General features: G+C 71.8%; 8 protein-coding genes. 7 read left to right on the top strand and 1 reads right to left on the bottom strand.

Annotated features, from left to right (window positions below; translation table 11 throughout):
• The first annotated feature begins 8 nt into the window (after nt 1-8).
• The 5 genes from IF02_RS0106355 (at nt 9) to IF02_RS0106375 (ending at nt 8,222) form a co-directional block, all read left to right on the top strand.
• Entirely contained in the window at nt 9-1,448 is a 1,440-nt protein-coding gene (locus tag IF02_RS0106355) for a diaminobutyrate--2-oxoglutarate transaminase family protein (RefSeq protein WP_078621921.1), read from the top strand.
• A gap of 16 nt (nt 1,449-1,464) precedes the next feature.
• Nucleotides 1,465-3,477, top strand: coding sequence for an IucA/IucC family protein (locus IF02_RS0106360; protein WP_051695902.1), 2,013 nt, complete (start codon nt 1,465-1,467; stop codon nt 3,475-3,477).
• Between the two features lie 6 nt (nt 3,478-3,483).
• The gene (locus IF02_RS0106365) at nt 3,484-4,194 is read left to right on the top strand and encodes a GNAT family N-acetyltransferase (protein ID WP_030154277.1); all 711 of its coding nucleotides are present in this window, start codon (nt 3,484-3,486) and stop codon (nt 4,192-4,194) included.
• A 124-nt stretch (nt 4,195-4,318) separates the two neighbouring features.
• On the top strand, nt 4,319-6,199 hold the full coding sequence (locus IF02_RS0106370; protein WP_030154278.1) for an IucA/IucC family protein: 1,881 nt from the start codon (nt 4,319-4,321) through the stop codon (nt 6,197-6,199).
• Between the two features lie 52 nt (nt 6,200-6,251).
• Nucleotides 6,252-8,222, top strand: a complete 1,971-nt coding sequence (locus IF02_RS0106375; RefSeq protein ID WP_030154279.1) for an ATP-dependent DNA helicase — start codon at nt 6,252-6,254, stop codon at nt 8,220-8,222.
• Nucleotides 8,223-8,291: 69 nt separating this feature from the next.
• On the opposite strand, the gene lexA is transcribed toward IF02_RS0106375, so the two are convergent.
• On the bottom strand, nt 8,292-9,083 hold the full coding sequence (lexA, locus tag IF02_RS0106380; RefSeq protein WP_030154280.1) for a transcriptional repressor LexA: 792 nt from the start codon (nt 9,081-9,083) through the stop codon (nt 8,292-8,294).
• 472 nt (nt 9,084-9,555) lie between these two features.
• On the opposite strand from lexA, the gene nrdR reads away from it, so the two are divergent.
• Both nrdR and IF02_RS0106390 read left to right on the top strand, forming a co-directional pair.
• Nucleotides 9,556-10,068, top strand: coding sequence for a transcriptional regulator NrdR (gene nrdR / locus IF02_RS0106385; protein WP_030154281.1), 513 nt, complete (start codon nt 9,556-9,558; stop codon nt 10,066-10,068).
• A gap of 132 nt (nt 10,069-10,200) precedes the next feature.
• Complete coding sequence (locus IF02_RS0106390) at nt 10,201-13,089, top strand: vitamin B12-dependent ribonucleotide reductase (protein WP_030154282.1); 2,889 nt, start codon at nt 10,201-10,203, stop codon at nt 13,087-13,089.
• The last annotated feature ends 64 nt before the right edge of the window (nt 13,090-13,153 follow it).

The following is a 13,153-nucleotide window of genomic DNA, read 5'->3' on the forward strand; positions in this document are numbered from 1 at the left end:
CGGCGTTCATGTTCGAGGAGCAATCCGATGGAGCAGTCCGTGCGGGAGGTCCGAGAGTCGTGGCTTTGACCGAGCAGGGCGCGGCTGCCGCGCCGGTGCCGTCGCAAGCGCCGTCACAGGTGCCGACACAGGGAACTCGGGCAGTGGAGCACGGCGGGGTGGAGGGCATCCTGCGCCGGCAGGCGATGCGGGAGTCCGCCGCCCGGACGTACGCGCGCTCGCTGCCCATCGTCCCGGTGCGCGCCCGGGGGCTGACCATCGAGGGCGCCGACGGGCGGCGCTACCTCGACTGCCTCTCCGGGGCCGGCACCCTCGCCCTGGGCCACAACCACCCCGTGGTGCTCGAAGCCGTACGGGGCGTCCTCGACTCCGGAGCCCCGCTGCACGTCCTGGACCTCGCGACCCCGGTCAAGGACGCCTTCACCACGGAGCTGTTCGCCTGCCTCCCGCCGGCCCTGGCCGCCGATGCCCGCATCCAGTTCTGCGGGCCCGCCGGCACGGATGCGGTCGAGGCCGCGCTCAAGCTGGTCCGGACCGCCACCGGGCGTTCGGGGCTGCTGGCCTTCACGGGGGCCTACCACGGGATGACCGCCGGGGCCCTGGGCGCCTCGGGCGGAGCGCCGGACGTACGGGTGACCCGGCTCCCGTTCCCGCAGGACTTCCGCTGCCCGTTCGGGGTCGGCGGCCCCGAGGGCGCGCGGCTCGGGGCCCGTTGGACCGAGAGCCTGCTGGACGACCCCAAGGGCGGGGTGCCCTCGCCCGCGGCGATGATCGTCGAGCCGGTGCAGGGCGAAGGCGGGGTCTTCCCGGCCCCCGACGCGTGGCTGCGCCGGATGCGTGAGATCACCGAGGCCCGGGGGATCCCGCTGATCGCGGACGAGGTGCAGACGGGAGTGGGCCGTACCGGCGCCTTCTGGGGCGTCGACCACGCCGGGGTGGTGCCGGACGTGATGGTCCTGTCCAAGGCGATCGGCGGCAGCCTCCCGCTGGCGGTGATCGTGTACCGGTCGGGCCTGGACGTCTGGGCACCGGGAGCCCATGCCGGCACGTTCCGGGGCAACCAGCTGGCGATGGCGGCCGGGGCGGCGACCCTGGCGTACGTACGGAAGAACCGTCTCGCCGAGCGCGCCGGGGCCCTGGGCGAGCGGATGCTGACCGCCCTGCGCGGCCTGGCCTCCGCGCACCCCTGCATCGGGGATGTCCGGGGCCGCGGCCTGATGATCGGCGTCGAACTCGTCGACCCGGACACCGGTGCCCCGGCGCAGGCCCTCGCCGCGGCGGTCCGCCAGGAGTGCCTGAACCGCGGCCTGATCGTCGAACTCGGCGGCCGCAACGCGAGCGTGGTCCGGCTGCTGCCCCCGCTGACCCTGACCGACGAACAGGCGGCGGCGGTCCTGGACCGCCTGTCCGACGCCATCCCCGCCGCCGCCTCCCACCACCCCCACTGACCACAAGGACCCCCGCATGCCCGAAGCCACCCACCCCGCCCCGACCGCCGCCCCCGGCACCGCGACGCCGGCGATCGCCGCAGCCACCCCGTGGCCCACCCCCGGGTCCGGCGCTCCCGGTAGAACCGGCAGAACCGGCAGCCCCGATGCCGGGGACGGCGGGGGCGGCGGCGTGCCGAGGCAGCATGACGGCGTCCCGCGGGCCCGGACCGGCACCGCGGCCGGAGCCGGAGCCGGCACCGGGGCCGGCACCGAGGCCGGGGCCGGCACCGGGGCCGGGGTGTCGGCCGAGGCCGAGGCACTGGATCACCCCGACCCGGGCGTCGCCGCCGAGGGCGCCGCCGTGGAGAACCTGCTGCGGTGTTGGGTCCGGGAGAGCGGGACCGGGGGTTCCGGCGGGGCTGTCGGGAGCGTGCTGCGCATCCCCCTCCCCACGTCCGGCACCGCCCTGACGGTGGACGTCCGGTACTGGTCCGCCACCGGCTGGCACCGCTTCGGCCCCGCCCGGCTCGAAGGCGCGCCCGCCCACGCCGCCGCCCTGGACGCCGTCACCCTCGCCGCGCTGCTCGCCCGCGAGGGCGACCCCCGCGGCCGCGGCGGCGCCGACCTCGTCGGCCGGGTCGCCGACTCGGTGCGCCGCACCGCCGAGTTCATCGCCGACCGGCGCGAACGGCCCACCCCGCCCGAACCCGTCGCCGGTGACCTCTTCCTCACCGCCGAACAGTCCCTCCTCCTCGGCCACCCCCTTCAGCCGGACCCGAAGAGCCGCGAAGGACTCTCCGAAGCCGAGATCCGCCGCTACTCACCCGAACTCCACGGCTCCTTCCCCCTGCACTGGTTCGCCGTCGCCCCCTCCGCCCTCGCCACCGACTCCGCCTGGACCGAACGCGGCCGCCCCGTCTCCGCCGCCCGGCTCCTCGGCCGGCTCACCCCCGGGCTCCCGCTGCCCGACGGCACGACCCCCCTCCCCCTGCACCCCTGGCAGGCCCGGGACCTGCTCCAGCGCCCCACCGTCGCCGCCCTCCGCGACGCGGGACTCCTGCACGACCTGGGCCCGTTCGGAGAGCCCTGGCACCCCACCTCCTCCGTCCGCACCGTCCACCGCCCCGGCGCCCCCGCGATGCTCAAGCTCTCCCTGGGCGTGCGCATCACCAACTCCCGCCGTGAGAACCTCCGCAAGGAACTCCACCGCGGCGTCGAGGTGCACCGGCTGCTCCGCACCGGCCTCGCGGAACAGTGGCAGGCGGCCCACCCCGGCTTCGACATCGTGCGCGACCCCGCCTGGATCGCCGTCGACGCCCCGGACGGCACTCCCGTCCCCGGACTCGACGCCGTGCTCCGGCACAACCCCTTCCGCTCCCACGACGACGCCGTCTGCGTCGCCGCACTCACCTCGCCCCGCCCGTGGCCGGGCCGGACCACCATGCGCTCCCGGCTCGCCGAGACCGTCGCCCGGCTCGCCGCCGCCACCGGGCGCCCGACGGCCGCCGTCGCCGCCGAGTGGTTCCTGCGCTACCTCGACCACGTCGTCCTGCCGATCCTGGCCTTCGACGCGCTCGCCGGGATCGCCCTCGAAGCGCACCAGCAGAACACGCTGGTCCTCCTCGACCCGGCCGGCTGGCCGGTCGGCGGCCGCTACCGCGACAACCAGGGCTACTACTTCCGCGCCTCCCACCGCGCGGAACTGGAGCGCCGGCTCCCCGGTATCGGCAGCGCCAGCGACACCTTCGTCTCCGACGCCGTCACCGACGAACGCTTCACCTACTACCTCGGCATCAACAACGTGCTCGGCCTCATCGGCGCCTTCGGATCCCAGCAACTCGCCGACGAACGCGTCCTGCTCGCCGCCTTCCGCCGCTTCCTCGGCAAGGCCTCCGGACTCGGACCGGTCCCCGCACGGCTGCTCGACTCGCCCACCCTGCGCTGCAAGGCGAACCTGCTCACCCGCCTGGGCGGCCTCGACGAGCTCGTCGGCCCCGTGGACTCCCAGTCCGTCTACGTCACCATCGCCAACCCCCTCCACGATTGAGTGCCGATGCCCTCCACCGACACGTCCCGCTACGCAACCACCGCCACCGCTGCCACTGCCCTCGACTTCGCCACCGCCGCCGGCGCCACCGCCCGCATCCCCGGACGGCGTCTCACCGCCCGGCTGCTGCCCCTGCTCGCCGAGGCCGAACTGCTCGACTCACCGGCCGGCTGGGGCACCACCGCCACCCCGGCCGGTGCCTTCCGCCTCGAACCCGTACGCCTGGGCCGCGACCTGGAGCTGCTGACCGGGTGGATGAACGACCCCGATGTGGCCGCGTACTGGGAGCTCGCCGGCCCCGCCGCCGTCACCGCCGCCCACGTACGGTCCCAGCTCGACGGGAACGGCCACAGCATCCCCTGCCTCGGCGTCCTCGACGGCACACCGATGAGCTACTGGGAGGTCTACCGGGCCGACCTCGACCCGCTCTCCCGCCACTACCCGGCGCGCCCCCACGACACGGGTATCCACCTGCTCATCGGGGACGGCACGAACCGCGGCCGAGGTCTGGGCACCGTCCTGCTGCGCGCCGTCGCCAACCTGGTGCTCGACAACCGCCCGCGCTGCACCCGCGTCATCGCCGAACCGGACATCCGCAACACCCCCTCCGTATCAGCCTTCCTCAACTCCGGATTCCGCTGTTCCGCGGAGATCGACCTTCCCGGGAAGCGGGCCGCGCTGATGATCCGGGAGCGGGCCCTGCGCAACCTCATCTGATCCATCCGAGCCTCCCCATCCGACCCTCCCCGTCCGAGTCGCCCCGTCCGAGTCGCCCCGTTCACGCCTCACCCTTCGAAAACTCTGCGCCACGCAGCAAAGTTCCCGATCCCCGAGGAGTCCCGTGCCGAATTTCCCCGCCGCCCCCGACTCCGCCGGCCGCCATTGCTCGGAAGCTTCCGTTCCACCGTCCCCCCAACACCCCTGCACGCCCCCCGAACTCACCACCGCGACCTGGGAGTCCGCCGCCCGCCGACTGCTCGCCAAGATGCTGGCCGAGTTCGCCTACGAGGAGATCATCAGCCCCCTCCGGGCCCCCGCCCCGGCGACCGCCGCCGGAGACGCTTGGCAGCTGACCCTCGACGACGGCAGCACCCTCGGCTTCCGGGCCCGCCGCCGCGCGTACGGCAGCTGGCACGTCGCCCACGACACCATCACGCTCACCCCTCCGCCCCCCTCCATGGAGCCCCCGACCGCCTTCGGGGACCCGTACGCCTTCCTGATCCGTGCCCGCACCCTCCTCAGCCTCGACGGCTCCACCCTCGGCCACCTCGTCCGCGAGCTCAGCGCCACCCTCGCCGCCGACGCCCGCATCGACCACACCGCGCTCACCGCCGACGTCCTCGCCGATCTCGACCACGCCGAGCTCGAAGGCCATCAGACCGGCCACCCCTGGCTCGTCCTCAACAAGGGCCGCATAGGACTGTCCGCCGCCGACACCGCCGCCTGGGCCCCCGAGGCCCGCACCCGCCAGCGGCTGCCCTGGCTCGCCGCCCACACCTCCCTCGCGGCCTACCGCGGCACGGCCGGCCTGGAAGATCCGGCCCGCCTCTACGCCGAAGAACTCGACCCCGTCACCCGCGCCGCCTTCGACCAGGCCCTGCGCGCCCGAGGCCTCGACCCGCTCGGATACCTCTACCTCCCGGTCCACCCCTGGCAATGGGACGAGGTCGTGCTCCCCCTCTTCGCCCCGGCCCTGGCCTCGGGCGCCCTGGTCCCGCTCCCCGCCGACCCCGACATACGCATCCCGCAGCAGTCCGTCCGCACCTTCCTCAACCTCACCCGACCCGACCGGCACAGCGTCAAGCTGCCGCTCTCCGTCTTCAACACCCTCGTCTGGCGCGGCCTGCCCTCCGACCACTGCGCCGCCGCCCCCGCCGTCACCGCCTGGATCCGCTCCCTCCACGACGCCGACCCCTTCCTCCGCGAGGAATGCCGCGTGGTCCTCCTCGGCGAGGTCGCCTCGGTCACCGTCCGCCACCCCGTCTACGACGAGCTCCCCGAGGCCCCCTACCAGTACAAGGAGCTCCTCGGGGCGATCTGGCGCGAGCCCCTGACCAGCCGGCTCGCCCCCGGTGAGCGGGCCCGTACGCTCGCCGCCCTCCTCCACGTCGACCCGCGCGGCCGGTCCTTCACCGCCGAGCTCGTCGCCCGGTCCGGGCTCACCCCGGCCCGCTGGCTGCAACGGCTCTTCGCCGCCCTGCTGCCCCCGCTGCTCCACTTCCTCTACCGCTACGGCACGGTCTTCTCCCCGCACGGCGAGAACGCCACCGTGATCTTCGACGAGCACGAGGTCCCGGTCCGGATCGCCCTGAAGGACTTCGTGGACGAGATCAACATCTGCCGGGAGCCGCTGCCCGAGCTGGCGTCCGTGCCCGCCGAGGTGCGTGCCGCGCTGCGCGACAAGCCCGCGGACTTCCTGCCCCAGTACATCCACTCCGGTCTCTTCGTCGGCGTCTTCCGCTACCTCTCCGCCCTCTGCGAGGACCGCCTCGGCGTCCCCGAGGAGGAGTTCTGGTCCCTCGTACGGGCGGAGATCCTGCGCCAGCAGGCCCGCTTCCCCGAGCTCAAGGAGCGCCACGAGATCTTCGACCTGCTCGGCGAGCGGATCGGGCGGCTCTGCCTGAACCGGAACCGGCTGTACGAGGACGGCTACCGCGACCGCTCCGACCGCCCGCACGCGGTGGAGTACGGCACCGTGCCCAACCCCTTGTACCGGCCGTGAACCACCGTCGTGGCGGCCACTGTCGGCGGCGCCCCGTAGGGTTGTCATTGCTATGACGAAGCCCTCCCTCCCCGACCTGCTGCACGCCGCCGTATCCGCCGTCGGCGGCACGGAGCGGCCCGGCCAGGTGGCCATGGCCGAAGCCGTCGCCGAAGCGATCGACGACAACACGCACCGCCTGATCCAGGCGGGCACCGGCACCGGCAAGTCCCTCGGCTACCTGGTGCCGGCCCTCGCGCACGGCGAGCGCGTGGTCGTGGCCACCGCCACCCTCGCCCTCCAGCGGCAGCTCGTCGAGCGCGACCTGCCCCGGACGGTGGACGCGCTGCATCCGCAGCTGCGCCGCCGCCCGCAGTTCGCCATGCTCAAGGGCCGATCCAACTACCTGTGCCTGCACCGGCTGCACGAGGGCGCGCCGCAGGACGAGGAGGAGGGCCTCTTCGACCAGTTCGAGGCGGCCGCCCCCACCAGCAAGCTGGGCCAGGACCTGCTGCGCCTGCGCGACTGGGCGGACGAGACCGAGACCGGCGACCGGGACGACCTGACGCCCGGCGTCTCGGACAAGGCCTGGTCGCAGATCTCCGTCTCCTCCCGGGAGTGCCTGGGCGCGACGAAGTGCGCGTACGGCGCCGAGTGCTTCGCCGAGGCCGCCCGCGAGCGGGCCAAGCTGGCCGACGTCGTCGTCACCAACCACGCCCTGCTGGCCATCGACGCCATCGAGGGCGCCCCGGTGCTGCCGCAGCACGAGGTGCTGATCGTGGACGAGGCGCACGAGCTGGTCTCCCGGGTGACCGGGGTCGCCACCGGCGAGCTCACCCCGGGCCAGGTCAACCGCGCCGTGAAGCGCGCGGCCAAGCTGGTCGACGAGAAGACCGCTGATTCGCTCCAGACCGCGTCCGAGTCGTTCGAGCGGGTCATGGAGCTGGCCCTTCCGGGCCGGCTGGAGGAAGTCCCCGAGGACCTCGGGTACGCGCTGGCGGCCCTCCGGGACGCCGCTCGCAACGTCATCTCCGCGATCGGCGCGACCCGCGACAAGTCCGTCCACGACGAGGACGCCGTCCGCAAGCAGGCCCTGGCCGCGGTGGAGAGCGTCCACGGGGTGGCCGAGCGGATCCTGCTCGGCTCCGAGTACGACGTCGTCTGGTACGAGCGGCACGACCGGTTCGGGGCCACGCTGCGGGTCGCCCCGCTGTCGGTGTCCGGGCTGCTGCGCGAGAAGCTGTTCGAGGACCGCTCGGTGGTCCTGACCTCGGCGACCCTCAAGCTGGGCGGCGATTTCAACGGGGTCGCGGCCTCGCTGGGCCTGTCCCCCGAAGGGGTCGAGGGGGAGGACGCCCCGGTCTGGAAGGGCCTGGACGTCGGCTCGCCGTTCGACTACCCCAAGCAGGGCATCCTGTACGTCGCGAAGCACCTGGCCACGCCCGGCCGGGAGGGCACCCGCGGCGACATGATGGACGAGCTCGCCGAGCTGATCGAGGCGGCCGGGGGCCGCACCCTCGGTCTGTTCTCCTCCATGCGGGGCGCCAAGGCGGCTGCCGAGGAGCTGCGCGGCCGGCTCGACAACCCGATCCTGCTCCAGGGCGAGGAGACGCTGGGCGAGCTGATCAAGGCCTTCGCGGCGGACCCGAAGACCTGCCTGTTCGGGACGCTGTCGCTCTGGCAGGGGGTGGACGTGCCGGGCCCCAGCTGCCAGCTCGTGGTGATGGACCGCATCCCGTTCCCGCGCCCGGACGATCCGCTGATGAGCGCCCGGCAGAAGTCGGTCGAGGAGCACGGCGGCAACGGCTTCATGGCCGTCGCGGCCACGCATGCGGCGCTGCTGATGGCCCAGGGTGCGGGCCGGCTCGTACGGGCCTCCGGCGACCGGGGTGTCGTCGCGGTCCTGGACCCCCGGCTGGCCACGGCCCGGTACGGGAGCTTCCTGCGGGCCACGCTGCCGGACTTCTGGTACACCACGGACCGCAACCAGGCCCGCCGTTCCCTCGCCGCGATCGACGCGAAGGCCAAGGCCGACGGCAAGTAGAACGGGGTACAAAACAACCCCCGGGACCGGCGCAGTGGGTCCCGGGGGCTGGCTAGGAAGCGACGAGGGTCAGATCCGGCGCAGTACCGCGACGACCTTGCCGAGGATGGTCGCCTCGTCGCCGGGGATCGGCTGGTAGGCGGCGTTGTGCGGGAGCAGCCAGACGTGCCCGTCCTCGCGCTTGAAGCGCTTGACCGTGGCTTCGCCGTCGAGCATCGCGGCCACGATGTCGCCGTTCTCCGCGACCGGCTGGCGGCGGACCGTGACCCAGTCGCCGTCGCAGATGGCGGCCTCGATCATCGAGTCGCCGACGACCTTGAGGACGAAGAGCTCGCCGTCACCGACGAGCTGGCGGGGGAGCGGGAACACGTCCTCCACCGACTCCTCGGCGAGGATCGGGCCGCCGGCCGCGATCCGGCCGACCAGGGGTACGTACGAGGCGGCGGGCTTGCCGGTGGTGTCCGTGGGCTGCGAGCTGGGCTGGTCGGAGCCGCGGACCTCGTACGCCCGGGGGCGGTGCGGGTCCCGGCGCAGGAAGCCCTTGCGCTCCAGGGCCATCAGCTGGTGGGCGACCGACGAGGTGCTGGACAGGCCGACCGCCTGGCCGATCTCCCGCATCGACGGCGGGTAGCCGCGCCGCTGCACCGAGTCGCGAATGACCTCGATGACCCTCCGCTGCCGGTCCGTGAGCCCGGAGCTGTCGGCGCGGATGCCTGGAGGTCGCCCTGGCAGCGAGCGCGCGGGGCGCGCGGGCTCCGCCTCCGGGTTCAGACTTGCGTCGTTCATGGGATGCACCGGCTCGAGTCGGCTCTGGGAGCGGTTCTGGGCAGTGATGGTGGCACTGTCTGCGGTGGTGGTCACGTCGGCGGCCCCTCTCGAAATGTTCTCCCTAGCTGGACAACGGTAGTAGCTTTCGAAAGGTTGCGCCAAACACACGTTCGAGTGAAAAAACGCGGATCGTCCAACCTGGGCACATCGAGGGGTGTATGGACGATCGGTCCGCCGAACGCGGGTTCGGTCCGGCGTCCGCCGCTTACGGTACCCTTCCCGGTCGGATCGCCACCTTCCGGTCCTGTGCCCAGTGTGGCACCGGAAATGCCGCCGTCCGGGCATCGCGCCCAGCGACACGCGGAACGAAGTAAATCCACCACAACCCAAGATCTAGTGGTTGGATGAGCGCTGCCGCCCAGAAGTTGTGGTCCCCGGTCCGCCGAGGCCCTCGGCATCGCATATGCTGGTGGCTGCTTCGCGAGCCCCCGACAGAGACCCGTCTCGGTCGTTCAGGGGCCCCGCGAGGTGATTCAGTCGTGCCAAGAGGGAGGGTGAGGGAACCATGCACTGCCCCTTCTGCAGGCACCCCGACAGCCGCGTCGTCGACAGCCGCACCACGGACGACGGCACGTCGATCCGTCGGCGCCGTCAGTGCCCCGACTGCTCCCGTCGTTTCACGACGGTGGAGACGGCCTCGCTGATGGTGATCAAGCGCAGCGGGGTGACCGAACCCTTCAGCCGTACCAAGGTCATCTCCGGCGTGCGCAAGGCGTGCCAGGGACGGCCGGTCACCGAGGACGCCCTCGCCAAGCTCGGCCAGCGGGTCGAGGAGGCGGTGCGCGCCACCGGAAGCGCCGAGCTGACCACCCACGACGTGGGTCTGGCCATACTCGGCCCGTTGCAGGAGCTCGACCTGGTCGCGTACCTGCGGTTCGCGTCCGTTTACAAGGCGTTCGACACGCTCGAAGACTTCGAGACCGCCATCGCGGAACTCCGCGTGCCGCGGCCTCACCCCCAAGAGTGCGAGCCCGGGGGGACCGCTCCGGTCCCCGTGCCCGCCTCCGCCGCCGACTGACCGGGCGGCCGCAGTGGAGCGCGGCCGCAGCCCGGGACAGCCAGGCGAAGAAACGTAGATACAAGACAGGCCGTGCCGCGGAATAACGCTGGCACTTTAGGGCGTTTTTGCCCGCATATGGGAGGAAGCGGCATGACAGAGACGGCGAGCGGCTCGGCACGAGGTTCCCGCGCCAAGGGGACCAAGACTGCCAAGAGCGGCCTTCGGATCGAGCGCATCCACACCACCCCCGGCGTGCACCCGTACGACGAGGTGAGCTGGGAGCGCCGTGACGTCGTCATGACCAACTGGCGTGACGGGTCGGTGAACTTCGAGCAGCGTGGCGTCGAGTTCCCCGACTTCTGGTCGGTCAACGCGGTCAACATCGTCACCAGCAAGTACTTCCGCGGCGCGGTCGGCACCCCGCAGCGCGAGACCGGTCTCAAGCAGCTCATCGACCGCATCGTGAAGACGTACACGAAGGCCGGCGAGGACCACGATTACTTCGCGTCCCCCGCCGACGCGGAGATCTTCGAGCACGAGCTGACCTACGCCCTCCTGCACCAGATCTTCAGCTTCAACTCCCCGGTGTGGTTCAACGTCGGCACGCCCCAGCCGCAGCAGGTCTCCGCCTGCTTCATCCTCGCCGTCGACGACTCCATGGAGTCGATCCTCGACTGGTACAAGGAAGAGGGCATGATCTTCAAGGGCGGCTCCGGCGCCGGCCTGAACCTCTCCCGCATCCGCTCCTCCAAGGAGCTCCTCTCCTCCGGCGGCAACGCCTCCGGTCCGGTCTCCTTCATGCGCGGCGCCGACGCGTCCGCCGGAACGATCAAGTCGGGCGGCGCCACCCGCCGCGCGGCCAAGATGGTCGTCCTGGACGTGGACCACCCGGACGTCGAGGACTTCATCGCCACCAAGGTGAAGGAAGAGGAGAAGATCCGCGCCCTGCGTGACGCGGGCTTCGACATGGACCTGGGCGGCGACGACATCACGTCCGTCCAGTACCAGAACGCCAACAACTCCGTCCGCGTGAACGACGAGTTCATGACGGCCGTCGAGAACGGCACCGAGTTCGGCCTGCGCGCCCGCATGACCGGCGAGGTCATCGAGAAGGTCGACGCCAAGGCGCTCTTCCGCAAGCTGGCCGAGGCCGCGTGGGCCTGCGCCGACCCGGGCATCCAGTACGACGGTGTGATCAACAACTGGCACACCTGCCCCGAGTCCGGCCGCATCACCGCGTCGAACCCGTGCAGCGAGTACATGCACCTGGACAACACGTCCTGCAACCTCGCCTCGCTGAACCTGATGAAGTTCCTCAACGACGACGGCAAGGGCAACCAGTCCTTCGACGCCGAGCGCTTCGCCAAGGTCGTCGAGCTCGTCATCACCGCGATGGACATCTCCATCTGCTTCGCGGACTTCCCGACGCAGAAGATCGGCGAGAACACCCGCGCCTTCCGCCAGCTCGGCATCGGCTACGCCAACCTCGGCGCCCTGCTGATGGCGACCGGCCACGCGTACGACTCGGACGGCGGCCGCACCCTCGCCGCGTCGATCACCTCGCTGATGACCGGCACCGCGTACAAGCGCTCCGCCGAGCTGGCCGCCATCGTCGGCCCGTACGACGGCTACGCCCGCAACGCCGAGGCGCACAAGCGCGTCATGAAGCAGCACGCCGACGCAAACGCCGTCGCGCCGCGCACCGAGGACCTGGACAACTCGATCTGGGCCGCCGCCACCGAGGCCTGGCAGGACGTGATCCGCCTCGGCGAGAAGAACGGCTTCCGCAACTCCCAGGCCTCCGTCCTCGCGCCGACCGGCACCATCGGTCTCGCGATGTCCTGCGACACCACCGGTGTCGAGCCGGACCTGGCCCTGGTCAAGTTCAAGAAGCTCGTCGGCGGCGGCTCGATGCAGATCGTCAACGGCACCGTCCCGCAGGCCCTGCGCCGCCTGGGCTACCAGGAGGAGCAGATCGAGGCGATCGTCGCCCACATCGCCGAGCACGGCGTGGTCGTCGACGCCCCGGGCCTGAAGACCGAGCACTACTCGGTGTTCGACTGCGCCATGGGCGAGCGCTCCATCTCCGCGATGGGCCACGTCCGCATGATGGCCGCGATCCAGCCCTGGATCTCCGGCGCGATCTCGAAGACGGTCAACATGCCGGAGACGGCGACCGTCGAGGAGATCGAGGAGATCTACTTCGAGGCGTGGAAGATGGGCGTCAAGGCGCTCGCGATCTACCGCGACAACTGCAAGGTCGGCCAGCCCCTCTCCGCGAAGAAGAAGGAAGAGGAGAAGGAGGAGGTCACCGCCAAGGCGGAGGACACCATCCGCGCGGCGGTCGAGAAGGTCATCGAGTACCGCCCGGTCCGCAAGCGCCTCCCCAAGGGCCGCCCGGGCATCACCACCTCCTTCACGGTCGGTGGCGCCGAGGGCTACATGACCGCGAACTCCTACCCGGACGACGGCCTGGGCGAGGTCTTCCTGAAGATGTCCAAGCAGGGTTCGACCCTCGCGGGCATGATGGACGCCTTCTCGATCGCCGTCTCGGTCGGTCTGCAGTACGGCGTCCCGCTGGAGACGTACGTCTCGAAGTTCACGAACATGCGCTTCGAGCCGGCCGGCATGACGGACGACCCGGACGTGCGGATGGCGCAGTCGATCGTCGACTACATCTTCCGCCGCCTGGCGCTGGACTTCCTGCCCTTCGAGACCCGCTCGGCGCTCGGCATCCACACCGCCGAGGAGCGTCAGCGCCACCTGGACACCGGCTCGTACGAGCCGCTCGAGGACGACCTCGACACGGAGTCCCTGGCCCAGTCGGCCCCGCTGGCCGCCGTCCCGGCGGCCCCGAAGCCGGTCGCGGTCGTCGAGGTCCAGGCCCCGAAGACGGCGCACTCCAACGCCGAACTCGTCGAGATGCAGCTCGGCGTCTCCGCCGACGCCCCGCTCTGCTTCTCGTGCGGTACGAAGATGCAGCGCGCCGGCTCCTGCTACATCTGCGAGGGCTGCGGCTCGACCAGCGGCTGCAGCTGACGCCGGGCGTAGCCTGCGCTCGTAGCTGACAACAGCTGAACGGCAGTACACGAAGGGGACCGGC

The sequence above is a fragment of the Streptomyces sp. NRRL S-244 genome (genome assembly GCF_000717915.1).
Taxonomy (GTDB): Bacteria; Actinomycetota; Actinomycetes; order Streptomycetales; family Streptomycetaceae; genus Streptomyces.